This is a genomic window from Pseudomonas sp. GL_139_B, assembly GCF_057834475.1.
Genome location: NZ_CM174403.1, coordinates 2851567 through 2877445, shown reverse-complemented (window position 1 = coordinate 2877445; position 25879 = coordinate 2851567). Strand labels below are relative to the sequence as shown.

Here is a 25879-nt window from a genome sequence, read left to right as displayed (position 1 = left end):
ATGCGCTCGACAGTGCGACCAATGAAATCCCGGATACTTATCAGTTATCGAAGTTAACGATCTTTTGTTGTTCCAACGCTTCCCGCATGGCAACGCCAATACGGGTAGCGGCTTGTGCCTCTAACAAGCGGCCTCTCAGGGTGTCGCCACTGCTGACGGCATCAATAAAGGCTTGTGCTTCCAGGACAAAGGCTTGCTCAAAGCGACCAAAGAAATCCACTACCTTATCGGAGTGGTTGGCATTGCCCTTCTGCACACTGACTTCTGAAACCGGGGTTCCACCTACGCCAAGTGTCAGTGAGGCATCAGTCCCCACCAACTGCAACGAGGTTTCATCGCCGTGATGGGAAGTGCGGGAGGCATGAAAAGTCGCGAGAATGTCGTTCTCGAATAGAACGGTGGCGGTGGCGGTATCGACGTCATTGCAGGCGGCCAGGCCGGGGTACATGGCGCGGATACCGGTAGCGGAAACCGACACGGGTTTTGCACCGTCGGTCATCCAAAGGGCCACGTCGATGTCGTGAATGCTGCAGTCCAGGAACAGACCACCGGATGTCGGCGCAAAGTCTACAAAGAAGCCATTGGTATCAATCGCATCCAGCGAAGCGCAATGCAGGCGGAACAGGCGGCCCAGATCGCCATTCTTCAATAGACGCTTGGCATCTACATAAGCCGGATCGTAGCGACGCATGAACCCAATCATGACCGTTTGGGAAGAGTACTTGTCGGCCGCCGCCAGGACCCGTTCGCACTCTGCTTCGGTGAGTGCCAATGGCTTTTCGCAAAATACATGTTTACCGGCTTCGAGTGCCGAAACAATTTGCTCGGCATGCAATGACGTCGGGGTGGCAAGCCACACGGCATCGACGTCCTTATCCGCCAGTAGCGACTCCATGTTTTCATAAAGTCGCGTGATACCCAGCTCTTTCCCGGCCCACTCACGTTCAGCAGCAACCGGACTGGAACCCGCGATCAGCTCTGCACCATGTACCCGCTGTGCCAGATTGCGCGCATGGTTTTTACCAATACGACCCAAGCCTACGATGCCGATTTTTATTGTTGTTTTCATTTCATGCCCCGTATATTTCGGCCACACAAAGAGCGAATTCATGACTTCGGAAGTCGCTGCTTTTTGCGTTTATCCCACTGCAACGCCCGTAATGTGGCCGGGTTAATGGTGAGATTAGCGGTAGCCTAGTTTACTGAGCGTCAATACTTTTTCCGCATCCACTTTGGTACTGACGAACAGCGGACCGGTGTACACATTGTTCAATGGCAGCAGACCATACTTGGCTTGCTTGGCGAGCATGACAACGGGCAAGTAGCCCATCATGTATTGTTGTGCATCCAGCGCAAAAAACACATCGCCTTTCGCCACACCGTCGAGCAACTCAGGGGACACATCAAAGCTGCCAAACTTGTACTTGGTTAACGTTCCTTTCTTGCGCAAGTCGACAATCAACACGTTCGCCACGCTGGAGCTGGTCGCCAGAATGCCGTCGACTTCCGAGTGGCTGGCCAGGTAAGCGCCCACTCGCGAGGTGATATCGGTCGGGTCCAGCGTCATGGCCACAACCGGAGCATTGCCCCCCATGCCGTCCTTGAATCCGCGGCAACGGTCATCGATAGAGACGTTACCGACTTCGTGATTCAGACAGATCGGGTTTTTCACCCCAGCCGCCTTGTAACGCTCACCGGCCATCTTCCCGGCGGAGTACTCGGCAGCGCTACCCACATAAAACTTTGCACCTACCTTTTTTACGTCGTCTTCACCCGAATCCACGACAATCACTGGAATACCGGAAGCATCAGCAGCCTTGATGGACTTTTGCAGTGCGTTGGCATCAGGCACAGACACAACAAGTCCATTGACCTTGGCAGCGACGGCGGCATCGATCATGCGCGACATGGCAATCGGGTCAAAGGATTCAGGGGCCTGGTAGGACACTTTGGCGCCAGTTTCCCTGGCTGCATCCTCCATGCCTTTCTTCAAGGCATTCCAATAAGAGTCACCCGCTTGCCCGTGTGTAACAAAGGCAATGCGCACCGGTTCGTCTGCAGCATTGGAAATTGATGGAATCATCACTGCCGATGTCAAAACAGCAGTTACAACACCGTGCAACAACGTATTCTTAATCCGCGATTTCATGGTGAATCTCCTAAAGTGGACTGTCTTCTTATGCTTATTGTTGACTTCCGAACTTTCAGTTGACTTCCCTAACAAATACCGGGCGTTGCTCCTTGAATGAAATGTCTGCTGCCAATGCAACTCTTTCGGCTTGCAGGGATTCTTTAGCGCCCACCAGCACAGGTTTATTATTCAGTACACTATGGGCAAAGGCAGCAAGTTCGCTGGCATAAGATTGCGGGTAACGATCAAGACAATTGAAATAAGGCTTGTCTGTCTTGACGCCCTCTTCCTTGAAGATTTCTACGGTGGTCGGCGTGAGGTTGTGAATTTTCGCAAGGCCCTTGGAACCCAGTACTTCAGCCAACTGGTCATGACCATATACAGCGCCCAGTGAACAATCAATCACCCCCACGCCGCCGTTGGCGAATTTCAGCGTAATGACGGTCGTGTCGACAAAACCTTCTTCATCCGCGCGCGACGGGTCAGCAATGGCCCCACCCTCCGCATAGACCCGTTCAATGGTGTCGCCCATCAGGTACTGCGCCATATCAAAGTCGTGCACGTGGATGTCGATAAAGACATTGCCTGCCGACTTCAGTGCGCCTCGCGGCGGAAGCTCGGCTTCACGCGAAGTGATTTTCACCACCTGTGGGGTGCCGATTTCACCACCACTGACGACCTGGTGCAATTGACGAAACTGCGCGTCATAGCGTCGATTGAAGCCAACCTGGAACGGCACGCCGGCTTCTTTGACGATGGCCGCAATTTCCTTGCTCTGGCGATAGTCAACATCCAGCGGCTTTTCGCAGAACATCGCCTTACCAAGCCCGGCGACGTATTTGACGATTTCCAGGTGAGCGGTGGTGGCAGAGCAGATGCACACCGCATCAACCTCCACACTCGCCAGCATTTCCTTGTAATCAGCGAATTGATTTCCGACGCCGGTGTTAGTCAGCCATTCTTTGTGCTTGCCGATCGAGGGAGAGGCCACCGCCACCAGTTCTGCGCCGTCCACGCCTTTTATCAGATTCTGAATGTGCATTTTCCCAATGACACCGGCACCGATCACTGCAATTTTCAGCTTGCGCATACTCACCTCTCACATCGAACGTGTTGCGTTATTTAGTGCGGTGCGTCCCATTGCGGACAGCAGACGTGTATCGCGCTCGGCATCTTCGAGGGTGTTGAGCGGCGTGCTCCCGATAACAATGGTTTTCCAGAAATATTTGATCTCCTCGACAAACGCTTCCTTGTAGTTGGCCCGGTGCTCGGTTTTCTGTGAGTGCTGTCCATCGGACTTCCACACGGTCAAGCGAGTGGGGAAGTGGTTCAGATAAGGCGATGGGAATTCCAGGTGGTACACGGCGTCATCAAAATACAGCGAGATGCGCTCGTGATACTCCGCCACCTGTGGAACGGTCAGGTGCATCATTTGCCACAGGCTGGTTTGCGTATTCAGCCGCACCGTGGCCTGCCCGCCGTCGCCGTTGGCAAAGAAGGTGGCCGCTTCAACGCCGACCGTGGAAACATTCATTTTTTGCAGCAGCCCATGAACAACGTTGATGTCATGTACGAGGCTTGAACAGTACGCACCAGTAAAACCACGGAAGCTGTTTTCATCGGGCTGCCCGCCTAGTGCCTGGACCACTTGCTCACGCTGCCGGGTCTTGAACTCGTCTCTGAGCGCTTGGGGAATATCATTGGCGAATACCAGTTCGCCCTGATGCTCACGGAACGGCCAGGAGTCCGGATCGCACACTTCCACACTGACCATGCGCAGTTTTGCGCCGTCTTCGGGCAACATGTCGCGCAGCAGCTGGTAAGAAGGATCAAAGCGCTTCATGTAGCCAACCTGCAGAACCCGACCATTGGCATCACGTGCCTGTTTGATACGGGCGACGTCCTCCAGGCTGTAGCAGATGGGTTTTTCAGTGAAGACATGGCAGCCGGCATTAAGTGCATCGATCACCATGTCTGCGTGGTAGCAATCCGGCGAACATACAAAGATCGCTTCCGGCTCGCCCTGGCTCAGCAATTGTTGATGCGATTCATACACGGGCAAATGTTTGTCGTGGAAGAATTGGCGTACGGTCGCCGAGGCATCCGCGATACCGACCAGTTCAAACAGCCCGCTCAACTTCAGGATATTCGGAATATGTTCGAGTTGAGCAATTAACCCAGCCCCTAAGACACCAACACGCAATTTCTTTTGCATAGACGTATCTCTTTCCTAATGATGAAATCGATTTGGAAATTCAGGATTTAACAGTGAAGCCTGCACGTTCTGCCAACTGCTTGGTATTCTTGTAACCCATCGTTGCATACACCAGCGGATTCGCTTTATTCGGATCCTGCTCGGCTTCGACAACCAGCCAGCCGCTGTAATTATTTTCCGCCAGGACTTTCAAAATGTCCGCGTAATCAATCACACCGTCGCCCGTCACCGTGAAAATGCCATTCATCACCGCGCCCATGAAGCTCAAGTCTTCTTTCAAGGCTTTATCCAGCTCGGCCTTTCGAACATCCTTCAAATGAACATGGTTGATACGTTTGGCATGACGGCGAACCAGTGCGTAAGGATCACCCCCGGCATACAAACAATGCCCCGTATCAAAGAGCAAGCCTACCGCCTCACCAGTGTGTTGCATCAGCTGATCTATCTCATAATCGGTTTGAACGACGGTCCCCATATGGTGGTGGTAGCCCATCTTCACGCCAAAATCAGCCATCTTTTCCGCCAGCTGGGTCACCTTCTTGCCGTAGCTGATCCAGTCGCCATCCGGTAACTCAGGACGAATGGAAGCCGGGTCATGGATAGCGCCGTGGCGGCCATAACTGGTGTCTGCATAGACAACTACTTTGCTGCCCATTTCCTTGAGCAATGTCAGGTGCGGCAAAATAGCGTCGAACTCTTCATCCACCTCGTTCTCTGCAATTCTTCCGTCATACCAGCCTGAAATAATATCCAGCCCGTGCGCCTTAACAATAGGGCGAAGCACTTCCGCTTGACGCGGAAACTTTCCTCCTAATTCCGAACCCGCATAGCCTGCCAACTTTGTTTCACTCAGACAGACTTCCAGCGGCGTATCGCCCCCTAATTCCGGAACATCGTCATTTGTCCAAGTAATCGGGTTAATACCAATTCGTACCGTTGTCATGTTATCTCTCATGTTTGCGGGAGGAATGTCGGCTCACAGACAAGCCGGTTAATGCACTTCTTTTTATTATTAAAACTCTCTACGGGATAGCGGTTCTACTTAGGTACAACTCATTGTCTTGCAGGTGATTCGGAAGTTGCGGGGAAAAGTACCGGCCATTAACTTCTTGCAGTGCAATTGCTATGGCCCCGAGTAGGCCGGCTTTTTTGCCTAAGGCACAGGCTTCCAGCGGCAGCGGATCGTCCATCATTTCCGCCAGCCAATAGCGAACCCGTTCCAGCATTTCGGGGCGCCCGCCAACGCTGCCGCCTAACAGACAGAGTTGCGGATCCAGTACGGTGGCGGTTGCCCCAATCGCCTTGGCGCAGCCTCGCGCTACTTGGTCGATAACCTGTTGGGCAACCTCATCACCTGCGGCGGCGCGGTCAAATACCTCAGGTACTTCGTCAACGCGATGGCCACTGAGCTCTCGGTAAAAACGCAAGATTGCTTGACCACTCGACACCGTTTCCAGTGGGCCGTGCCGCTTCACCTCAGGATCAACATCTTCGTTCAGCACAGGCATGTAGCCAATTTCACCTGCGCCGCCGCGGGCACCACGCCACAGTTTGCCGTCTAGGATGACCCCCATCCCGATGCCGGTTCCCATCGCGACAAAGATGAAACTATCGCTGGCCTGCCCACGGCCACGCCACAATTCCCCAACGGCGGCCAGATTGACTTCGTTTTCCAGCAACACCGGCACACCTAAGGCACGGTAAAGTGCAACTTCAAGGTCTGCCCCTGGCAATGCCGGTAAATTCGGAGAGTGATGCACTCGCCGGGTTTTGCGATCAACGACTCCTGGCACCCCGACGACAACCTGCAGCAATTTGTTGCCTTCGATAGTGTGCTTTTTCAACAAGTTGCTAATGCCTTGCGCCAGCTGCTCTTCCACCTGAGCACCACCGTCCTTCAGCGGCGAACGGGTTTCTTCGATCAGGTGCCCTGAAACATCTGCAATCCCCAGCTTCAAATGGGTTCCACCCAGATCACAGACGGCGACATAGCCTGCTTTGGGATTCAGTTCGTAGGTAATCGCAGTGCGACCCAACTTGCCCTGAACGCTGCCCACTTCGCGTACCCAGCCTGACTCCTCAAGCATTGAAACCAATTCCGATACGGTCTGTTTGGACAGACCCGTCAATTTGGCGACCTGGGCGCGGGACGTCGGACCTTGGCGGACGATGCACTCCATCACAGTCTGGTAATTCACCCGACGCCCAAGTGCCGACTCAGCCAATACCCCATTCATCTGGAATTCCCCTTCCTAGAAAACCTTGTGGTCTCACTGCAGCCCTATTTAGTTCGGGCTGCGAACGAATTAATGCATGCCGCAAAAATAATGTAAAGGGGAATTTTTTGCTTAAGGATTTCATGAGACTCGGCGTGTGGACGGCGCTGGTTACCAGCCTGAAGATTGTTCCCGCCGCGACCCAGCTCGCGACCGTACTGAGTACGCTGCCTTCAAGCTGTTGCTGGTATTTGTGGTCGATACGCTGAACAGTTGGAGGCGTCAACGCCGGGGCAAAGCCTCAATGCATTCGTAGAGTGGATATACCTGCAGACGCCCAATGGCCCTCTAAACGCCATGGCATATGTTTGGTTCTCAACGTCTGGTCGGGCGGATGGCACTGCCGATGGAGATCGCCCATACCCACGATGAAAGCATTTGCGCAGACATCGTGGCGCTTGGGGCGGCATGAAAAATCAGCACCACTGGGCCCGCATAGGAGATCAGCGTAGCGATCATCCCCGCCACCAAGGCGGAAAACCAACAATCTTTGAACACCTTACTCATGTCGGCTCTTGTCCAAGGACAGGGGCGACGACTCAGACGCGGGTGCCTCATACCGCGGACTTCTGAAAGTGGGCAGCGCCATTACCAGCGCTGCAAGGAAGCCGGTGAGGCGAGGACTATAAAGTCCAGTTGCAATGCAAGCTTGGCGTCAGCCGAGGTCGCCGCCCCCCACCGGCAAGGTTATTCCGGTGATATAGGAAGCGTCATCGGAGGCCAGGAACAGGATGGCCCCGACCTGCTCGTCGATCGTCCCATAGCGCTTCATCAAACTACTTTCGACCGTCTGATCGACAATCTCCTGGTACCAGGTCTGCTCCTGCGCTGTCTGTTCTTGCGAATTACGTGGAATGCGTCGAGGCGGCGCTTCGGTGCCACCCGGTGCAGTGGCGTTGATCCGAACGCCACGTGTGGCATTTTCAAAGGCAAGGCAAGCGGTCAGCGCATTTACTCCGCCCTTCGCCGCGCCATAGGGAACGCGGTTGACACCCCGGGTGGCGATCGAAGACACATTGACGATGGCGCCGTGCCCTTGCTCAAGCATGTAGGGCAACGCCGCATGACAGCACCACAATGTCGGAAACAGCGATCGACGCACTTCTGCTTCGATCTGCTCAGCACTGTAATGTTCGAACGGCTTGGCCCAGATGGTGCCGCCAACGTTATTGACCAGCACATCCAGACGGCCAAAAACTTCGACCGCCGCAGCCATCACCCGCGCGCAATCGTCGTGTCTTTCCAGGTCGGCAGTGAGGGTCAGCACGCCCTCACCTTGCAGTTCGTGAACCAGCTCGGAACGATCAACGGCAACCAACCGCGCGCCTTCTTCCAGCAGTCGCTCGCACACCCGACGACCAATGCCTTGTGCCGCGCCGGTGACCAGCGCGACCTTATTGTCGAATCTGTTGTTCATGACAACCTCGGATAAGGAGGGGGAAAGTTGCCTGCACACTGCGTTCCCCCGCGAAAAACAGGATCAAGCGGCAGCGGCAGCGAACTTCTCGTAGTAGAAATTCGCTGGCGTGATGCCCTGCTCGCGGATGTAGTGACTGACCGCCTCAACCATGGGTGGCGGCCCGCACAAGTACACATCGACATCACCTTCATTCAGGTGACGCGGTTCGATGTGTTGAGTAACGTATCCCTTAAGTGGGTACTGACTTTCAGGGTTGGCCACGCAGGCGCTGAAACTGAAATTCGCAATGCTGGCCGCCAAAGCGTCCAGACGTTCAATCTCAACCAGGTCGAAATCATTGGTCACCCCGTAGATGAGGTGCACAGGGTGCGCACTGCCATCTTGAGCGATTTTTTCAAGCATGGCGGTGAAGGGTGCCAGGCCCGTACCACCCGCCAACAGCAGCAATGGCCGATTGATCGTTCGCAGGTAGAAACTGCCCAAAGGACCTGCCAGGTTCATGCTGTCGCCCGCCTTGGCCAGCCCCGTGAGAAAGCTGCTCATCAGGCCACCGGGCACGTTACGGATCAGGAAGCTGACCTCGCCATCCTTTTGCAACGAGCTGAAGGAATAGGCACGCGTCTGTTCGCTGCCCGGCACCTGCAGGTTGACGTACTGGCCCGGCAGAAACGCCAGTTTGCTCAGAGAGTCCCCCTTGATGGACAACGCGATAGTGCTCTCGGACAATTGGCGCACATCACTGATGGTCGCTTCATAGCTCGCCTGCTCGGTCTTACACACTTGCGAAGACGCAGGCACTCGTAAAACGCAGTCGCTCTCGGCGCGCATTTGACAGGTCAGGACGTAGCCCAAGGCGTGTTCTTCTTCACTCAGCGCGTCCTCGATGAAGTTGTCGCCCATGTCGTAATGACCCGCCTCGGCGAAGCATTTGCACGTACCGCAGGCACCGTCGCGACAGTCCAGCGGTAGGTTGATGCCTTGACGATACGCCGCATCGGCGACGGTTTCGTGGCCAGCAGCCTCGATGAAACGGGTCACCCCGTCTTCAAAGTTGAGGGCGATATGGAAGCTCATGATGCACCTCGCTCGCAGTACCGAGTCCGGTGTGCCCATAGGCCCCCGTGACTCGTCACCGCATGGATCAGATATGGTAGATGTCGATGACTTGACGGACGTAATCGTTCTTCAGAACCACTTTCTTGGCTTTGATGAGCGGCTGCTCGCCGCGCATGTCCAGGGTGTAGAAGCTGGTACCGAAGTAACTGTCGGTGGTTTTGTAACGGAAGCTCAGGGTGTGCCAGTTAAAGCGCACGCGGCATAGCCCCTCACCTTCTTCGACGATTTCGATGTTGTTGAGGTTGTGCGAGGTCCGCGTGTCTGGAATCGTCGCGCTGGAGCGCTCGGTTTTGATGCGGAACACGCGATCTTCCAGGCCACCGCGACTGCCATACCAGATCAGCGAAATTTCACTCTGTGGGTCTTCAGTCAGCGTGTCATTGTCGTCCCAGGACGGCATCCAGAAACTCGCGTCGCCAGCGTACAGTTCAAGCCATTGATCCCATTGGCCGTCATCCAGATAACGAGCCTCGCGATAGAGGAAGTCGCGCACGATGTCGTAAGTGCTGCTCATTGCACGGCCTCCACTGGAATAAGTTGCGCCTCGGCCTCGGCAGCCTTGAGCATGGTTTCCTGCCAGTACTTGTGCTGCAGCACGAACAGGCCTTCATCTTCGGTGCGCACCCCGGAGAGCAAGGGTTTGAGGTCAATTTCCTGGGCGGCCGTGTCAGCGCCCTCCACCCAATGGGCAGCGCCTCGGGACATGTCATTCCAGCCGCGGCCGGCACCGTAACCGGTCTGGCAGGAGCGGAACTCTTCAAGGTCATCAGGCGTGGCCATGCCACTGACGTTGAAGAAATCCTCGTACTGACGAATGCGTTTGGTGCGCGCCTCGGCGCTCTCACCTTTAGGTGCGATGCAGTAGATGGTGATCTCGGTTTTGTCGACGGAAATCGGCCGGGCTATACGAATCTGCGAACTGAACTGGTCCATCAGGTACACGTTGGGGTAAAGGCACAGGTTGCGCGAATTTTCGATCATCCAGTCGGCGCGAGCCTGACCAAAATCACGGGCCAACTCGTCACGGCGTTCGTAAGCTGGTCGATCCTCAGGATTCGCCCAACGGGTCCAGAGCAGCAGATGTCCATGATCGAAAGAGTAAAAACCGCCCCCCTTCTTGGCCCAGCTTCCGGCGCTCATGGTTTTGATCTCTTCCCCGGCGTCACGTTGGGTACGCTGGCTCTGAGTGGCGGCGTAGTTCCAGTGCACCGAACTGACGTGGTAACCATCGGCGCCGTTTTCGGCAGTAAGCTTCCAATTGCCCTCGTAGATGTAAGAGCTTGAGCCGCGCAGTACTTCCAGACCGTCTGCGGACTGATCGACGATCATATCGATAATTTTGGCCGACTCACCCAAGTGATCAGCCAGCGACTTCACGTCGGGATTCAGGCTGCCGAACAGGAAGCCGCGATAGGACTCGAAACGCGCGACTTTGGTCAAGTCATGCGAACCTTCGCAGTTGAAGCCTTCTGGATAGCCGGCCTCGCTCGGGTCTTTGACCTTGAGCAACTTGCCAGAGTTGTTGAACGTCCAGCCGTGGAATGGGCAGGTATAGGAACTTTTGTTGCCGGATTTGTGCCGGCACAGCATGGCGCCGCGATGGCTGCAGGCGTTGACGAATGCGTTCAGCACACCGTCCTTGTTGCGCGCGATGAAGATCGGCTGGCGCCCCATGGTGGTGGTCAGGAAATCATTTTTGTTCGGAATCTGGCTTTCGTGGGCCAGGTACAGCCAGTTGCCTTCGAAGATGTGTTCCATCTCAAGATCAAACAGCTGCGGATCGGTGAACATCTCGCGCTTGCAGCGGTAGATGCCCTGCTCTGGATTTTCTTCAAGCAGGGAATGAAGGTATTCGGGTCGCAGGGACATGACTGCCGTCTCCATTGTTTTTGTTCGGGCAGATCAATGCTAGAGCGGGCGGTCAGGTCGTGATATCCGCTCACTGCAGAGCTTTATCCGTTTCCTGCAAAGTGAGTGAATTGACTAACAGGACGCCAGCGCTGGCGAAATGACCCACACTGGATCTGAGGTGTTCCCCCTGTGGGAGCGTGGCTTGCGCGATGGCCTCGACTCGCTTTCATGCCCGACCTTTGCGGTCTCAGCAACACTGAATTGCTATCAATTCAATTGATCACTGATCAGCCAAAGGTGCATGCTAGAGAGCTTGCCCGGTCTTCATATCATTCCGAATGATAGTTACCTTCGCTTCATTCGATTCGTGACATACCCCCTCGCCGCTCATCATCCGTCCATTCTCAATACATTGGCGGATGCATCCATGGAACAATCACTCAAACATTTGCGCTTCCCGTTGGCCCTGCTGGCCGTGCTGGTGATGAGCGCATGCGGCAAGGCTCCGGAGTCTGCCGCGACGATGCCTGCGGCCAAAGTCAGCGTCGCCAAGGTGTTGGAACAACCGATCAACGAGTGGGACGAATTCACCGGGCGCCTGGAAGCGCCGGAAACGGTAGAAATTCGTCCGCGGGTCTCCGGGCAAATTGATGAAGTGGCATTCACTGAAGGCGCACTGGTCAAGAAAGGCGATTTGCTGTTCCAGATCGACCCGCGTCCATTCCAGGCAGAGGTCCGCCGCCTCGAAGCCCTGGTTGCCCAGTCCCGCGCCAACGCAATCCGTAGTGAAAACGAAGCTCAGCGCGGTGAACGCCTGCGTACCAGCAACGCGATCTCCGCCGAACTGGCCGACTCGCGTACCAGTGCGGCTCAAGAAGCCCGCGCCGCCGTAGGTGCCCTTCAGGCGCAACTGGACCTGGCCAAGCTGAACCTGAGCTTTACCCGCGTCACCGCCCCCATCAGCGGTCGCGTCAGCCGTGCGCAAATCACCGCCGGCAACCTGGTGACCGCCGATACCACGCCACTGACCAGCGTCGTGTCCACCGATAAGGTCTACGCCTACTTCGATGCTGACGAACGCGTATTCCTCAAGTACACCCAGCTCGCTCGCCAGGGTAAACGCGGCGCCACCACCCCGGTTTACATGGGTCTGTCCGACGAAGACGGCAATCCGCACCAGGGCGTGATGAACTTCATCGACAACCAGGTCAACCCGAAAACCGGCACCATCCGTGGTCGTGCGGTCTTCGACAACGCGGACGGCAGCTACACCCCTGGCCTTTATGCACGTCTGAAACTGGTGGGCAGCGGCACCTATTCCGCCGTGCTGATCAATGACGAAGCGGTCGGCACTGATCTGGGTAAAAAATTCGTGCTGGTCATGGATGCCGACAACAAAACAGCGTACCGCGCCGTCGAGTTGGGGCCGAAGATTGAAGGTTTGCGCATCGTGCGTAACGGCCTGAACAAGGATGACACCGTCATCGTCAAGGGGCTGCAACGGGTACGCCCTGGCTCTCCGGTCACACCTGAAGTGATCCCCATGGCCAGCGAACAAACCCTCGCGGCTCTGGCCCAACAACGACAAGCGCTGGAAGCCAGCAATCTGCCCCAAGTCGCACCTGCCAAGGTTGCGCCGGGAACGGTTGTGAAACTGGCTGACGCGACTCCACGCGGTTAAGGGATAACGACTCCGATGAATTTTTCCCAATTCTTCATTTCACGGCCGATCTTTGCCGCGGTGCTGTCGCTGCTGATCCTGATCGCCGGCGCCATCTCGCTGTTCCAGTTGCCGATCAGCGAATACCCGGAAGTCGTGCCGCCGACCGTTGTCGTCCGTGCCAACTTCCCGGGTGCCAACCCTAAAGTCATTGGCGAAACCGTGGCAGCTCCTTTGGAGCAAGCCATCACCGGCGTCGAGAACATGCTGTACATGTCCTCGCAGTCCACCGCTGACGGCAAGATCACCCTGACCATCACCTTCGCGCTGGGCACCGACCTGGACAACGCACAGGTGCAGGTACAGAACCGAGTGACTCGTACCGAGCCCAAACTTCCAGAAGAAGTGACGCGCATCGGTATCACCGTCGACAAGGCTTCGCCCGACCTGACCATGGTTGTGCACTTGACCTCGCCGGACAAGCGCTACGACATGCTCTACCTGTCCAACTACGCCCTGCTCAACATCAAGGATGAGCTGGCGCGTCTGGGCGGTGTCGGTGACGTGCAATTGTTCGGCATGGGCGATTACTCGCTGCGGGTCTGGCTTGATCCGAACAAGACCGCTTCACGCAACCTGACCGCCACCGATGTGGTGGGCGCGATTCGTGAACAGAACCGTCAGGTGGCTGCCGGTGCACTGGGCGCGCCGCCTGCGCCGAATGCCACCGCGTTCCAGCTGTCGGTCAACACCCAGGGTCGTCTGGTTTCCGAAGAAGAGTTCGAGAACATCATCATTCGCTCCGGCGATAACGGTGAAATCACGCGCCTGAAAGACATTGCCCGCGTCGAACTGGGTTCCAGCCAATACGCCCTGCGCTCTTTGCTCAACAACCAACCGGCGGTGGCGATCCCGATCTTCCAGCGTCCGGGCTCCAACGCCATCGAAATCTCCAACGAAGTGCGCGGCAAGATGGCCGAGCTGAAGAAGAACTTCCCGGAAGGCATGGATTTCAGCATCGTTTATGACCCGACGATTTTCGTGCGCGGTTCCATCGAGGCGGTGGTTCACACCCTCTTTGAAGCGCTGATTCTCGTGGTTCTGGTAGTGATCCTGTTCCTGCAAACCTGGCGTGCCTCGATCATTCCATTGGTGGCGGTACCGGTTTCGCTGATCGGTACGTTTGCCGTGATGCACTTGTTCGGTTTCTCGCTGAACGCCTTGTCGCTATTTGGTCTGGTACTCGCCATCGGTATCGTGGTGGATGACGCCATCGTGGTGGTGGAGAACGTCGAGCGAAACATTGGACTGGGGCTGACGCCAGTCGAAGCGACCAAGCGTGCCATGCGTGAAGTGACCGGCCCAATTATCGCCACCGCGCTGGTGCTGTGTGCGGTGTTTATCCCGGCGGCGTTCATTTCCGGTCTCACGGGGCAGTTCTACAAGCAGTTCGCGTTGACCATTGCAATTTCGACGGTGATCTCGGCCTTCAATTCGCTGACCCTGTCGCCCGCACTGGCTGCCGTATTGCTGAAAAGCCATGACGCGCCGAAAGACCGTTTCTCCAAAGTCCTCGACAAGATTTTCGGTGGCTGGTTGTTCCGTCCGTTCAACCGCTTCTTTGACAAGGCCAGTCACGGTTACGTCGGCACCGTGGGCCGGGTTATCCGCAGCAGCGGGATCGCCTTGCTCCTGTACGCCGGTTTGATGGTGCTGACCTTCTTCGGTTTCGCCAACACCCCGACCGGTTTTGTTCCCGGCCAGGACAAGCAATACCTGGTGGCCTTCGCTCAACTGCCGGATGCGGCGAGCCTGGACCGTACCGAAGACGTGATCAAACGTATGTCCGACCTGGCCCTGAAACAGCCAGGCGTGGAAAGTGCGGTGGCCTTCCCCGGCCTGTCGATCAACGGCTTCACCAATAGCCCTAACGCCGGCATCGTGTTCGTGACGTTGAAACCGTTCGACGAACGCAAAGACCCGAGCATGTCTGCCGGTGCGATTGCCGGAGCCTTGAACGGTCAGTTCGCCGGGATTCAAGAAGCCTACATGGCGATCTTCCCGCCGCCGCCGGTACAGGGCCTGGGCACCATTGGTGGTTTCCGCCTGCAAATCGAAGACCGGGGCAACCTGGGCTACGACGAGCTGTACAAAGAAACCATGAACATCATCAACAAAAGCCATAGCGTGCCGGAACTGGCAGGCCTGTTTACCAGCTACACCGTGAACGTGCCGCAGGTCGATGCCGCCATCGACCGGGAAAAAGCCAAGACCCACGGCGTGGCCGTCAGTGACATTTTCGACACCCTGCAGATCTACCTGGGTTCGCTGTATGCCAACGACTTCAACCGCTTCGGTCGTACCTACCAGGTCAACGTTCAGGCTGAACAACAGTTCCGTCTTGAACCGGACCAGATCGGTCAGCTGAAAGTGCGCAACAACAAAGGCGAGATGATCCCGCTGGCGACCTTCATCAAGGTCAGCGACACCTCGGGGCCGGACCGCGTGATGCACTACAACGGCTTCATCACCGCTGAAATCAACGGTGCAGCAGCCCCGGGCTACAGTTCTGGCCAGGCCGAAAAAGCCATCGAGAAACTGCTCAAGGCTGAACTGCCGAACGGCATGACCTACGAGTGGACCGACCTGACTTACCAGCAGATTCTGTCTGGCAACACCGCACTGTTCGTGTTCCCGCTCTGCGTGCTGCTGGCGTTCCTGGTACTTGCGGCTCAGTACGAAAGCTGGAGCCTGCCATTGGCGGTGATCCTGATCGTACCGATGACCCTGCTGTCAGCTATTACCGGTGTGATTGCTTCGGGCGGTGACAACAACATCTTCACCCAGATCGGCTTGATCGTACTCGTGGGACTGGCCTGTAAGAACGCGATTTTGATCGTCGAGTTTGCCAAGGACAAACAGCAGGACGAAGGCATGAGCCCGCTGGCTGCTGTGCTTGAAGCTTGCCGCCTGCGTCTGCGTCCGATCCTGATGACATCCTTCGCGTTCATCATGGGTGTCGTGCCACTGGTGTTCTCCAGCGGTGCCGGTGCCGAGATGCGTCACGCCATGGGTGTGGCGGTGTTCTCCGGGATGCTCGGGGTGACCTTCTTCGGTCTGTTGCTGACACCGGTGTTCTACGTATTGATTCGCAACTTTGTCGAGCGCGGTGAAAAGCGCAAAACGGCCAAGGCCCTGAAACTGGAGTCGCAACAATGAGTTTGAAAGCGTTCCTGCCGAGCCTGCTGGTACTGGCCCTGAGTGCCTGTACCGTCGGCCCGGACTTCAAAACCCCAGCGACTGCACCGGCCAAGATCACCACAGCTACCGATGGCGCGGCCGGTCAGAAAAACTTCGACCGCTCGCATTTCGAAGGCATCTGGTGGCAGCAATTCGAGGACCCGACCCTCAACCAGTTGGTGACTCAATCGCTACAAGGCAACCGTGATTTGCGCGTGGCCTTCGCGCGCTGGAAAGCCGCTCGGGCGATTCGTGATGACATCAGCAATGACGCCATGCCGACCATCACCAGCCGGGCCAGTAGTGATCTGGGCAAGGCGCAAATCCCGAGTGAGTCCACAAAACGGGTCAACATCGAACGCTACGACCTGGGCCTGGACATGGCGTGGGAGATCGACCTGTTTGGCCGCATCCAGCGCAACCTGGAATCGGCCAACGCCGAACAGCAAGCCGTCGAAGCCGATCTGTACCAACTGCAAGTCACGATGATTGCCGAATTGGTGGATTCCTACGGTCAACTGCGCGGCGCGCAACTACGGGAGAAAATCGCGCTGGCGAACCTGCAAAACCAACAGGAATCGCGCAAGATCACCATCAGCCTGCGCGATGCCGGCGTCGGCGATCAGCTGGATGTGGAGCGTGCCGATGCACGTCTGGCGTCCGTCGAAGCCAGCGTGCCGCAATTACAGGCTGAACAGGTACGACAGAAAAACCGCATCGCCACCCTATTGGGTCAGCGCCCGGAAAAGCTGACCGTCGATCTGAGTCCCAAGAGCTTGCCGGCAATCGCTAAAGCGTTGCCGATTGGCGATCCGGGTGAACTGCTGCAACGTCGCCCAGACATCCTCAGCGCTGAACGCAAACTGGCTTCTGCCACCGCCCGTATCGGCGTGGCCACGGCAGATTTGTTCCCTCGCGTCAGCCTCAGCGGTTTCCTGGGTTTCACCGCCGGTCGCGGCTCGCAAATCGGTTCTTCGGCGGCCAGCGCTTGGGCACTGGGCCCAAGCATCACCTGGCCTGCGTTTGACCTGGGCAGCGTCAAGGCCCGTATCCGCGCTGCCGATGCGGATGCCGAAGGCGCACTGGCGACTTACGAGCAGCAGGTGCTGTTAGCGCTGGAAGAGTCGGAAAACGCATTTAGCGATTACGGCAAACGGCAGCAACGGTTGATCTCACTGATTCGTCAGAGTGAATCAAGCCGCGCCGCCGCCGACCTGGCCGAAATTCGCTACCGCGAAGGCACGGCGGACTTCCTCGTCCTGCTGGACGCTCAACGCGAGCGACTGGCGGCCGAAGATACCCAGGCTCAGGCCGAAACCGATCTGTATAGCGGCATTGTCGCGATTTACAAAGCCTTGGGCGGTGGCTGGCAACCCGAGACGATCGCCAGCAAGTAAGCTTTTTAAAGCGCTCCTTTGGTTGGCCGCAACCAACCAAAATTTTTTAGCCCTGCGCCTCATTCGGTCGCGGGGCTTTTTTGGTCTGCTGATTCTCCAAACCCACTGCAATCCCCTGTAGGAGTGAGCCTGCTCCGGGCGGCTCACTCCTACAGGGGGTTAGCGGTGATCCTGGGTGTTGTGGTTTTCGAGGACAGTTACGGTGGCCGTTGTCCCGGCGCGCAGGAGGTTTTTGTCGACATAGTCGGCGTCAATCTGAATCCGTACCGGCACCCGTTGTGCGAGTTTGACCCAAGTGTAGCTGGGGTTGATGCTGGCCAGCATGCGCCCACCGGGCAGGTTTTCGCGGTCGGCGATAGCGAAGGCGATGCTTTGCACGGTGCCGCCGAAGGCTTCACCGCTCATCAATTCAATGTTGACCCGGTCGCCCTCTGCGATTCGCGGCAACTTGGTCTCTTCAAAGTATCCGCTGACATAAAACGACTGGCTGTCCACCAGTGCCAACAGTGGGCCTCCGACAGTGGCATAGTCGCCCTGACGGGTCAGCAGGTTGGTGACAAAACCGGTGACGGGCGATTCGACCCGCGTACGCTGCAAGTTCAGTTCGGACTGGCTCAATGCAGCGATGGCCAGTTGCACATTGGCCTGGGCCAAAATCAGATTGGCCTGGTTACGCAGTAGATCGGCCTCAGCCACGGTCACCTCCGTGTTGGCTTTTTCCCACTCTTCACCAGAAATCGCCGAGCGTTCCTTCAGCGTACGCCGCCGATGCTCTTCGCTCTGTCGTTGCCTGAGCAGCGATTCGCTGGCGGTAATCGCCGCTTGCGACTGCCCCAGCGAACCTTTCGCCACTTCTACTGAGCGCTTGGAGTGTTCGACTGCCAGGGTGTAACGAGCCGGGTCGATTTCCAGCAGCAACTGGCCTTTATCAACATGCTGGTTGTCTTGAACCGCCAGCCTGACGATGCGCCCCGAGACATCGGCAGACAACGTCACCACATCAGCGCGCACCCGTGCATCCCGGGTCCAGGGGGCTCTGGTGTAATGCTCCCAGGCGAACCAGCCAAGAATGAAGGCCAGCACTACGACGCCACATGTTGCGAGTCGTGGAAGGATGTTCTTCAAGGCATCAGGCTCCCATTACCAGAATCAGCGTTGCGCACACGCAGGCATACAACGCGCCCTCGAACAAAGCTTCATGCCAGACGAAACGCAGCACGCCGAGACGACGCAAGCCCCAGTCCAGCGCAAGAAAAATCGGCAGCGCCAATAGCAACGCTTGAGCGATTGGCGGCAAGTACACGCCACCGAGTTCAAAATCAATGGGCAAGGGCCGGCACTCCCGCTTCGTCTACAGGTTGAAAGTACTCGCGGTATCGCTGTATGAACGACTCCACGATCAGCAGCGCCACGCGCATCCGGAACACCGACCACAGGTGCTCGTGAACCTCCAGATGCAGATCGTCCAACTCGTCACCCAGGGTGTGCAAATCCCCCAGCAGCCGGTTGACATCTACCCCGGGGCGCCCGGCAACCCATCTCCCGCAGTCCCGGACAGCCGCCAACAACCGGCGCTGTTGCTCTGAACTCAACAGCGTGTTGCCCTGCCCCTGCTGCCTGAGCTGATTCAACGCAACGCCCAGCGCCATGCACCCGAGGCTGACCTGAAAAAACTCGCCAGAAGACTTGTCGCTGGTCGCCGGTAACAATCCCAACATCATGGTCAGGCGATCGACCATGCGGCTTTCAAAGGCAAATTGATGTTCATCGGTGGCCGGCACCTTTATCAAAGCGTAGACCTGCTCAGTGTTTTCCTTGAATAGCCGGCGAATCCGCAAAACCGGCCTGAACGGGAAAATCAAGGCGAAGACACTCAATGCCAGGACCGTTGCGCTGATGTACGCGGCAGCGAACTCGAACCACTGAATCGCACTGTTCTGGCCGATACCAACGTTTTGCGGCCCCAACAACAGAAAGGTTGACAACCCAAGACCGATGCCCGTCCCGGTGGTCGCCGGCGTGGCGAGCCCTACTGCGACCGCGTACAGCAACGGCGCCAACAGCAATGCCAAAAGCTCGAAATTACTGATCATTGGCACCAGCATGAATTGGTAAAGCGCCGACACCAACAACGCCAGGCCCAGGCCCCTTGCATAGCTTTGCGCAGCCAGTAGCGGTCGGGGGAACGTTGCCATGAGCGAACACAGAATCCCAACCAGAACCATACCGCCGCGCGCACCATCCCAGCCCGTCTCGATCCAGATCAGTCCGGCGACCACAAATGCGGTAAAGGCCCGAATGCCGTTCATCGCGGCCAGGGTCAAATCCAGATGCAGCGGATTCTCTTGTCCCCGAAACATGCTGCTGGCTTGGCGTCCTTCCTGAATGGCATCACTCAACTCCAGAATCTGCTCCAGTTGCTGCAATAACCGCGCTTGCTCCCAGCGCAGGGCCCAGGCTAGCGAACGTAGCGTGGCCGGCATGGTTTCGGTCAGTTGTTCAGCCTTGTAAGCCTGATCATCGAAACGCTGCTGCAATGCCGAAAAATGCTGGCGTGCAGCGGCCGATAGCGAGCGGCCTTTTTGGGCCAGCTCATCGAGAAATGCCAGTTCTTCAGCGCGCAAACGCTGTATTTCCAGAGGTAAATCGCCTTTCCAGCGCTCGGTCAGCAGCTCACGCTGATGGCGCAGCGCCATCAGCCGTGATGTCAGCAACACCAATTGGTTTCCCAGCAACTGCACCAGACTGTTGGCATTGCGCAACCGTGGCGCATCGAAGTACAGATGCCGGCGTAGTCCTTCCAGGGCGCTGATTTCGCCCAACAGTTGCATTTGCCTGCGTTGAAAATCGGCGTCGCTTTCTTCGGTTCGAATCACGGCAGCGGCGTGCGTCGCCAGTAACTTGATCACGTGATCAATTTTGGTGAAGTAGCTACGGGCCACGGCTTCTGGACGCGCAGTCAGCACGCTGACCACGCAGACACATGCCACCGCCAGAAGCGTCTCGGTCACGCGCGTAACGGCCAGCAGGAAAGTGCCGTCCTGATCAGGTATGGCCAACAACGCCACCACCACCGCCGTGTAGCCGCTCAGCACAAAAGCCTGGGAACTGGTGTAGCGCAACAAGGTGCCACCGGCGGTGCACAGCGCCAGCCACAGTGCCAGGGTGACAATGAACGGCAGCGGCGCCTGGGGGAAGATCGCCATGATCAACACCGCCGCGGCAGCCCCGAGGGTGGTGCCGATGACCTGGCCGAAACTGCGGGCCAGTGCCATCCCGGCCAGTGGCTGGCTGACGATGACCACCGCCATGATCGACCATTTGGGTTGATCGAGGTCGAACAGGAACGCCAGGTACAGCGTCAGTAGCCCCGCCACAATGGTTCTCAAGGCAAACAGCAACACCCCTTGGCCGGGATTGAGTATCACCTTGAAGTATTGAAGCAGCGGTTGCATGGGAGCACTCTTCGAGTCATCTCTAGCAAGCGTAGTCACTGCTTCACGGCCTCGACAGATTTCAATGTCGACGGGACCTGTAGGCAAAATCGTCGATATAGTGGCACGTCAGGGTTTGACTCACAGCCCGGCCTGACCGAAGCTGACCGCCTTTGCAAAAGCTTGCCAGCTCCTGGATTCCTGCATGCCCCAGTCCCGCCGCTACTTGCTCATCAGCCTCTGTGTGCTGTTTGCCATCGCTATTGCCTGGTTATTGCTGCGCAGCACAACGCCTGAGGTGCCCGAAGCAATCAAACGTGGTTACAGCGAAGCGTTGACTCAGGCCCGTACCGGTCAACCGGGGGCTGCGCGGGTGCTTTACCAGCAATTGAGCCGCCCTGATCTGTCGGCCAAGCGTCGCATCTGGCTGCATGCTGAACTGCCCAACTACCCAAGCCCGCAGGCCCTGAAACTGGCGGACGCGGACCTGCAACATCCCAATGAAGACGTGCGGATCGCCGCGATCAAAAGCATTAGTGGTCTGGTCTCCGCCGGGCAACGCAGCCTATTGATTGGCCCGATGCTCGATGACGACGAAGAAAACGTGCGATTTGCAGCCGTCAACGCTCTGCTGGGGTTGTCGCCGGATGATCTGGGATTGTATTTCGGACCGTTGGAGCAAGCGATCGATGCCTGGGAACTGGCCCTTGACAGTCAACCGCCCAGTGCTCAAAACCAATACCAGTTAGCGCGCCTGCACCTGCACAACGCCCAATTGAAAGAGGCGCAGGAAGCGCTGGAACGCACATTACAGCTGGACCCAGGTAATCTGCCGGCCTTGGTGATGCAGATTGATGTGCTCGACCGGCAAGGCCAGAGCGATGCCGCACGCCAGTTGCTGGCGAAACAATTGAAAGCGCAGCCCGACTCGGCCTACCTGCAACATGCCCTGGGGCTTTGGTTGCTGCACCACGGGCAAAGTGAGTTTGCCTTGCTCGGCCTTTCCAAAGCCGTGGAGCTGGAGCCCGACAACAAAGACTATCGCTACGACCTGGCGACCACCTTGCACCTTGAGCAAGAGCTGGAAGCTGCGCAAAAGCAACTACAGGAGATCGTCCAGCGCCACCCTTCCGACCGCAAAGCGCGTGTGCTGCTGATCAACTACTGGAAGGAAAGCGGGCAGTTGCAGAACGTGCAGATTCTGCTGGCGCAACTGGAACAGCTCAACCCGGATGACCCCGCATTGCAGCAAGGGTTGTAACACTACCCTCTGTAGCTGTTGCCGAAGGCTGCGTCCGGGCGCGTAGCACCCGCCCACCATCCGACAACGAGCGCTACGCACTAAAACGCAGCCTTCGGCAGCGGCTACGCGTCAGGCCAGCAAAAAGGTTGAACCGTCATCACGGCCAGAGGTCAAGTGATCAGGCAGTCCCTACAGGCACCTCAAGCCTGCTGCTTCACTTTCCCTGCTCATGAGAGGGTTTTTTTTGTCTACATCAAACGAGTTTTTCAGTGCAAAAGCCGCAACCGGTATCGAAGGTCTGGATGACATCCTGGCCGGTGGCTTGTCCCGCGGACACGTATTTTTGCTGGAGGGCGAACCTGGAACCGGCAAAACCACCGTCGCGTTGCATTTTCTGTTGGCCGGCGCCCGTGCTGGCGAACGCTCGTTGTACATCACGCTGTCAGAAACCGAGCGAGAACTGCGTCAAGGCGCACTGTCCCACGGCTGGGAGCTGGATGAAAACATCCACATCTTCGAGCTGACACCGCCGGAAAGCCTGCTCAATGCCGAGCACCAGCAAAGCCTGTTGTACTCCTCGGACCTTGAACTGGGCGAGGCCACCAAGCAGATTTTCGAAGTGGTCGAGCGGGTCAAACCCACCCGCGTGGTGCTCGACAGCCTGTCCGAAATCCGCCTGCTGGCCCAGAGTTCACTGCGTTATCGTCGACAGATTCTGGCGATCAAACATTACTTCGTGCGTTACGACGCTACCGTGCTGTTGCTGGATGACCTGACCACCGAATCTCTGGATAAAACCGTACACAGCGTCGCGCACGGCGTGATTCGCCTCGAAGAACTGACGCCCAACTATGGCGCCGAACGCCGCCGCATCCGTGTGGTGAAGTACCGCGGCCAGAAGTACCGTGGCGGTTATCATGACTTCACCATCATCGCCGACGGCGTCCACGTGTTCCCGCGGCTGGTGGCGGCCGAACATCGGGGCGGTTATGTCCGCCAACAGTTGACCAGCAGCATCAAGGAAATGGACGCCCTGCTCGGCGGCGGTATCGAGACGGGTTCCAGCACGTTGATTCTGGGTCCGGCCGGTACCGGTAAATCGCTGATCTCAATGATCTTCGCCGCTGCCGCTGTGACCCGTGGTGAAAAAGCCGCGCTGTTCATCTTCGATGAAGAACTGGGGCTGTTGTTTGAGCGCATGAAAAACATGGGCATCGACCTGCAGGCGCTGCAAGACACCGGCAACCTGCTGATCGAACAAGTCGACGCCGCCGAACTGTCCCCCGGCGAGTTCTCCCACCGGGTTCGCCGTTGTGTCGATGAGCGTGAGATCAAAACCGTGGTGATCGACAGCATCAACGGCTATCAGGCCGCGATGCCCGAGGAAAACGCGCTGGTACTGCACATGCACGAGTTACTGCTGTACCTCAATCGGCGAGGCGCAGCGACGTTCATGACGGTCGCCCAACACGGGCTGGTCGGTGACATGCAAGCGCCGGTCGATATCACTTATTTGGCTGACACAGTGATTCTGTTGCGCTACTTCGAAGCCCTGGGCAAGGTACGCCGGGCGATCTCGATCATCAAGAAACGCACCGGCAGCCACGAATCGACCATCCGCGAATACCGCATCGGTAGCCGGGGCATGACGATTGGTGAGCCCTTGGATGCGTTCCAGGGTGTATTACGCGGCGTGCCAACCTATCTGGGTGCCAGCCAGCCACTACTTCAGGACGATGTCCGGTGAGTATTGTCGAGGCAATGTCCGAGCGCGCGATCATTCTCGCGCCGCTGGGACGCGACAGCCAGATTGCGCTGATGATGCTCAACGAAGCGGGATTCGAAGGCATTGTGACCCGGGACCTTGGGGCGCTGTGCAGTGAGTTGGTGCAAGGTGCCGGACTGCTGGTGATTGCTTCGGAAGCACTGATTGGTTGTGGTCTCGACCCGCTTCTGCATCTGATCGAGCAACAGCCGGCGTGGTCCGACCTGCCGATCGTACTGCTGACCCATCACGGTGGGCCCGAGCAGAACCCGGCTTCGCGATTCGGGCCGCAATTGGGTAATGTGACCTTCCTTGAGCGCCCGTTTCATCCGGTGACCCTGATCAGCCTCGTCACCACCGCATTGCGTGGACGACGACGACAGTATGAGGCGCGGGACCGATTGATCGATCTGAGTCAAAGTGAACTACGCCTGCAAAATACGCTGGAAACCCTCGAACAACAGGTCGAGGAGCGCACCGCCCAGCTGCGACACAACGAAGAAGCCTTGAGGCAGTCGCAGAAAATGGAAGCGGTGGGCCAACTCACCGGCGGAATCGCCCATGACTTCAACAACATGCTGACCGGCATTATCGGCAGTCTGGAGCTGCTGCGTCGACGCTTGGCTCGAGGCCGAACCGAGGACCTCGATGGACTGATTGATTTAGGCGTGACCTCGGCTAACCGTGCAGCGGGCCTGACCCACCGTCTGCTGGCGTTCTCACGGCGCCAATCGCTGGATTCCAAACCAGTGGAGATGAACACGCTGGTGGCGTCCATGGGCGAACTGCTCCAGCGCAGCATCAACGAAAGTATTCAGCTGGACATGCAGTTGAGTGAAGACCTCTGGGTCGCCGAGGCTGACCCCAACCAACTCGAAAGCGCCCTGCTCAACCTTGTGCTTAACGCCCGTGATGCCATGCCCGAAGGCGGCACGCTGATCGTCAATACCTCCAATCAGCAGCTGGATTCTGCATTCGTGGCGGCCCACGGCAATCTGCTGCCCGGTGATTACGTGGTGCTGCGTGTTACCGACACTGGCTGTGGCATGCCCGAAAGCACGATCAACCGCGCATTTGACCCCTTCTTCACCACCAAACCGATCGGTCAGGGCACAGGGTTGGGGTTGTCGATGATTTACGGTTTCAGCAAGCAGTCTCACGGTCACGTCATTATCGATAGCGAAGTGGGTCACGGCACATCGGTGACACTGTTTCTACCGCGTTACAGCGGAGATCTTGCCGAGGAAAACCTGATCGACATCCAGCACGCTCCCCACGCTCAGGACGGTGAAACCGTACTGATTGTCGAAGACGACCCGGCGGTACGCGTGCTGGTCAGCGCGGTATTGAGTGAATTGGGATACGTCTTCGTTGAAGCGGGCGATGCTGACAGCGCTGTGCCGATTCTCGATTCCGACCAACGTATTGACCTTCTAATCAGCGATGTGGGACTACCGGGAATGAATGGCCGGCAACTGGCAGAAATCGGCCGGCAATATCGGCCGGATCTGAAAGTGTTGTTCATCACCGGTTATGCCGAACACGCGGCCGTGCGCGGAGGGTTTCTGGACCCCGGCATGCAGATGATCACCAAACCCTTCACCTTCGACCTGCTGACGGCCAAGGTGCGGGAGATGATCAGCATCTGAAGCGCCCCTCCCCTCGACCTCCGATCGCAATGAGCTCAGGAAAGCATTTGCTGCATGAGCTCTTGCAGTTCATCGAGATCAAACGGCTTGGCCAGGATCGGCGCTGTTTTGGTGATCGGGCTGTCGGTCTCGCGAATTTCCTGCGGGTAACCGCTGATAAAAATCACTTTGAGTTCCGGTCGCAGCTTTACCGCAGGCTCGGCGATCTGCACGCCGGAAATCCCGCCGGGCAAGCGGAAGTCGGTGATCATCATGTCCAGGTGCGGTTTGCTCGCCAGAATTTCAAAGGCCTGCTCGCCGTTTTCGGCCTGCAGTACCCGGTAACCTTCACCCGACAAGTAAGCGGACAACACCATCAAAATCGAGGGGTCATCCTCGACAATGAGTACTACATCTTGCGCATCTTCACTCATGGGAAGCCTTTGTTCGGTCAATAGCTGCTGATACGACCCTAGGGTCGATCAGAGGTTGCGTTTATCTGG

At 57.2% G+C, this 25879-nt stretch carries 20 protein-coding genes and 1 pseudogene; 6 read left to right on the top strand and 15 right to left on the bottom strand.

What is annotated here, in order from left to right:
* Positions 1 to 40: 40 nt before the first annotated feature.
* The 11 genes and pseudogenes from AC3ISI_RS13220 to benA form a co-directional block, all read right to left on the bottom strand.
* Positions 41 to 1111: a Gfo/Idh/MocA family oxidoreductase gene (locus AC3ISI_RS13220; protein WP_489337355.1), complete on the bottom strand. Its 1071-nt coding sequence runs from the start codon at positions 1109 to 1111 to the stop codon at positions 41 to 43.
* Positions 1112 to 1183: 72 nt separating this feature from the next.
* On the bottom strand, positions 1184 to 2149 hold the full coding sequence (locus tag AC3ISI_RS13215; RefSeq protein ID WP_489337354.1) for a rhizopine catabolism ABC transporter substrate-binding protein: 966 nt from the start codon (positions 2147 to 2149) through the stop codon (positions 1184 to 1186).
* Between the two features lie 55 nt (positions 2150 to 2204).
* A complete protein-coding gene (locus AC3ISI_RS13210; protein ID WP_489337353.1) occupies positions 2205 to 3221 on the bottom strand; it encodes a Gfo/Idh/MocA family oxidoreductase in 1017 nt (338 codons plus the stop codon).
* Positions 3222 to 3230: 9 nt separating this feature from the next.
* Complete coding sequence (locus tag AC3ISI_RS13205; protein WP_489337352.1) at positions 3231 to 4346, bottom strand: Gfo/Idh/MocA family oxidoreductase; 1116 nt, start codon at positions 4344 to 4346, stop codon at positions 3231 to 3233.
* A 40-nt stretch (positions 4347 to 4386) separates the two neighbouring features.
* The gene (gene iolE, locus AC3ISI_RS13200) at positions 4387 to 5289 is read right to left on the bottom strand and encodes a myo-inosose-2 dehydratase (RefSeq protein ID WP_489337351.1); all 903 of its coding nucleotides are present in this window, start codon (positions 5287 to 5289) and stop codon (positions 4387 to 4389) included.
* A gap of 79 nt (positions 5290 to 5368) precedes the next feature.
* The gene (locus AC3ISI_RS13195; protein WP_489337708.1) at positions 5369 to 6526 is read right to left on the bottom strand and encodes an ROK family transcriptional regulator; all 1158 of its coding nucleotides are present in this window, start codon (positions 6524 to 6526) and stop codon (positions 5369 to 5371) included.
* A 429-nt stretch (positions 6527 to 6955) separates the two neighbouring features.
* Positions 6956 to 7129 (bottom strand): annotated as a pseudogene (locus AC3ISI_RS13190) (benzoate/H(+) symporter BenE family transporter); the annotation flags it as partial.
* 148 nt (positions 7130 to 7277) lie between these two features.
* Positions 7278 to 8039 (bottom strand): 1,6-dihydroxycyclohexa-2,4-diene-1-carboxylate dehydrogenase, encoded by a 762-nt coding sequence (locus AC3ISI_RS13185; RefSeq protein WP_489337350.1) that lies wholly within the window; start codon positions 8037 to 8039, stop codon positions 7278 to 7280.
* Positions 8040 to 8102: 63 nt separating this feature from the next.
* Positions 8103 to 9116 (bottom strand): benzoate 1,2-dioxygenase electron transfer component BenC, encoded by a 1014-nt coding sequence (benC, locus tag AC3ISI_RS13180; protein WP_489337349.1) that lies wholly within the window; start codon positions 9114 to 9116, stop codon positions 8103 to 8105.
* 67 nt (positions 9117 to 9183) lie between these two features.
* Entirely contained in the window at positions 9184 to 9672 is a 489-nt protein-coding gene (gene benB / locus AC3ISI_RS13175; protein WP_489337348.1) for a benzoate 1,2-dioxygenase small subunit, read from the bottom strand.
* Complete coding sequence (gene benA, locus AC3ISI_RS13170) at positions 9669 to 11027, bottom strand: benzoate 1,2-dioxygenase large subunit (RefSeq protein ID WP_489337347.1); 1359 nt, start codon at positions 11025 to 11027, stop codon at positions 9669 to 9671. The genes benB and benA overlap by 4 nt, the downstream gene beginning before the upstream one ends.
* Positions 11028 to 11436: 409 nt before the next feature.
* On the opposite strand from benA, the gene mexE reads away from it, so the two are divergent.
* Genes mexE through AC3ISI_RS13155 form a run of 3 tightly spaced genes read left to right on the top strand, consistent with a single transcriptional unit; the run spans position 11437 to position 17306 of the window.
* On the top strand, positions 11437 to 12690 hold the full coding sequence (gene mexE, locus AC3ISI_RS13165) for a multidrug efflux RND transporter periplasmic adaptor subunit MexE (protein WP_489337346.1): 1254 nt from the start codon (positions 11437 to 11439) through the stop codon (positions 12688 to 12690).
* A 15-nt stretch (positions 12691 to 12705) separates the two neighbouring features.
* Complete coding sequence (locus tag AC3ISI_RS13160) at positions 12706 to 15888, top strand: efflux RND transporter permease subunit (RefSeq protein ID WP_489337345.1); 3183 nt, start codon at positions 12706 to 12708, stop codon at positions 15886 to 15888.
* The gene (locus AC3ISI_RS13155) at positions 15885 to 17306 is read left to right on the top strand and encodes an efflux transporter outer membrane subunit (RefSeq protein WP_489337344.1); all 1422 of its coding nucleotides are present in this window, start codon (positions 15885 to 15887) and stop codon (positions 17304 to 17306) included. The genes AC3ISI_RS13160 and AC3ISI_RS13155 overlap by 4 nt, the downstream gene beginning before the upstream one ends.
* 159 nt (positions 17307 to 17465) lie before the next feature.
* Here the strand turns inward: AC3ISI_RS13155 and AC3ISI_RS13150 are convergent, their stop codons facing one another.
* From AC3ISI_RS13150 to AC3ISI_RS13140, 3 genes are read right to left on the bottom strand one after another with little or no spacing between them, the layout of a single operon-like run.
* Positions 17466 to 18431: an HlyD family secretion protein gene (locus tag AC3ISI_RS13150; RefSeq protein WP_489337343.1), complete on the bottom strand. Its 966-nt coding sequence runs from the start codon at positions 18429 to 18431 to the stop codon at positions 17466 to 17468.
* Between the two features lie 4 nt (positions 18432 to 18435).
* Complete coding sequence (locus AC3ISI_RS13145; RefSeq protein WP_007949274.1) at positions 18436 to 18636, bottom strand: DUF1656 domain-containing protein; 201 nt, start codon at positions 18634 to 18636, stop codon at positions 18436 to 18438.
* The gene (locus AC3ISI_RS13140; protein WP_489337342.1) at positions 18626 to 20761 is read right to left on the bottom strand and encodes an FUSC family protein; all 2136 of its coding nucleotides are present in this window, start codon (positions 20759 to 20761) and stop codon (positions 18626 to 18628) included. The genes AC3ISI_RS13145 and AC3ISI_RS13140 overlap by 11 nt, the downstream gene beginning before the upstream one ends.
* A 184-nt stretch (positions 20762 to 20945) precedes the next feature.
* Here AC3ISI_RS13140 and AC3ISI_RS13135 point away from each other — a divergent pair, with 184 nt between their 5' ends.
* The 3 genes from AC3ISI_RS13135 (at position 20946) to AC3ISI_RS13125 (ending at position 25397) form a co-directional block, all read left to right on the top strand.
* Positions 20946 to 22001 (top strand): HEAT repeat domain-containing protein, encoded by a 1056-nt coding sequence (locus tag AC3ISI_RS13135; protein ID WP_489337341.1) that lies wholly within the window; start codon positions 20946 to 20948, stop codon positions 21999 to 22001.
* A gap of 226 nt (positions 22002 to 22227) precedes the next feature.
* Positions 22228 to 23730, top strand: a complete 1503-nt coding sequence (locus tag AC3ISI_RS13130; RefSeq protein WP_489337340.1) for an ATPase domain-containing protein — start codon at positions 22228 to 22230, stop codon at positions 23728 to 23730.
* A gap of 14 nt (positions 23731 to 23744) precedes the next feature.
* The gene (locus tag AC3ISI_RS13125; RefSeq protein ID WP_489337707.1) at positions 23745 to 25397 is read left to right on the top strand and encodes an ATP-binding protein; all 1653 of its coding nucleotides are present in this window, start codon (positions 23745 to 23747) and stop codon (positions 25395 to 25397) included.
* 35 nt (positions 25398 to 25432) lie between these two features.
* Here AC3ISI_RS13125 and AC3ISI_RS13120 read toward each other — a convergent pair whose 3' ends face one another.
* A complete protein-coding gene (locus AC3ISI_RS13120; RefSeq protein WP_007949268.1) occupies positions 25433 to 25810 on the bottom strand; it encodes a response regulator in 378 nt (125 codons plus the stop codon).
* Positions 25811 to 25879: the final 69 nt, after the last annotated feature.

What these genes read in the sequence shown, in the direction of transcription:
- AC3ISI_RS13195 (WP_489337708.1), bottom strand. Translation starts at nt 6,526, where the DNA reads ATGGAGTGCATCGTCCGCCAAGGTCCGACGTCCCGCGCCCAGGTCGCC.
- benB (WP_489337348.1), bottom strand. Translation starts at nt 9,672, where the DNA reads ATGAGCAGCACTTACGACATCGTGCGCGACTTCCTCTATCGCGAGGCT.
- benC (WP_489337349.1), bottom strand. Translation starts at nt 9,116, where the DNA reads ATGAGCTTCCATATCGCCCTCAACTTTGAAGACGGGGTGACCCGTTTC.
- AC3ISI_RS13210 (WP_489337353.1), bottom strand. Translation starts at nt 3,221, where the DNA reads ATGCGCAAGCTGAAAATTGCAGTGATCGGTGCCGGTGTCATTGGGAAA.
- AC3ISI_RS13125 (WP_489337707.1), top strand. Translation starts at nt 23,745, where the DNA reads ATGTCCGAGCGCGCGATCATTCTCGCGCCGCTGGGACGCGACAGCCAG.
- AC3ISI_RS13215 (WP_489337354.1), bottom strand. Translation starts at nt 2,149, where the DNA reads ATGAAATCGCGGATTAAGAATACGTTGTTGCACGGTGTTGTAACTGCT.
- iolE (WP_489337351.1), bottom strand. Translation starts at nt 5,289, where the DNA reads ATGACAACGGTACGAATTGGTATTAACCCGATTACTTGGACAAATGAC.
- AC3ISI_RS13205 (WP_489337352.1), bottom strand. Translation starts at nt 4,346, where the DNA reads ATGCAAAAGAAATTGCGTGTTGGTGTCTTAGGGGCTGGGTTAATTGCT.
- AC3ISI_RS13185 (WP_489337350.1), bottom strand. Translation starts at nt 8,039, where the DNA reads ATGAACAACAGATTCGACAATAAGGTCGCGCTGGTCACCGGCGCGGCA.
- AC3ISI_RS13135 (WP_489337341.1), top strand. Translation starts at nt 20,946, where the DNA reads ATGCCCCAGTCCCGCCGCTACTTGCTCATCAGCCTCTGTGTGCTGTTT.
- AC3ISI_RS13140 (WP_489337342.1), bottom strand. Translation starts at nt 20,761, where the DNA reads ATGCAACCGCTGCTTCAATACTTCAAGGTGATACTCAATCCCGGCCAA.
- AC3ISI_RS13155 (WP_489337344.1), top strand. Translation starts at nt 15,885, where the DNA reads ATGAGTTTGAAAGCGTTCCTGCCGAGCCTGCTGGTACTGGCCCTGAGT.
- mexE (WP_489337346.1), top strand. Translation starts at nt 11,437, where the DNA reads ATGGAACAATCACTCAAACATTTGCGCTTCCCGTTGGCCCTGCTGGCC.
- benA (WP_489337347.1), bottom strand. Translation starts at nt 11,027, where the DNA reads ATGTCCCTGCGACCCGAATACCTTCATTCCCTGCTTGAAGAAAATCCA.
- AC3ISI_RS13220 (WP_489337355.1), bottom strand. Translation starts at nt 1,111, where the DNA reads ATGAATTCGCTCTTTGTGTGGCCGAAATATACGGGGCATGAAATGAAA.
- AC3ISI_RS13160 (WP_489337345.1), top strand. Translation starts at nt 12,706, where the DNA reads ATGAATTTTTCCCAATTCTTCATTTCACGGCCGATCTTTGCCGCGGTG.
- AC3ISI_RS13120 (WP_007949268.1), bottom strand. Translation starts at nt 25,810, where the DNA reads ATGAGTGAAGATGCGCAAGATGTAGTACTCATTGTCGAGGATGACCCC.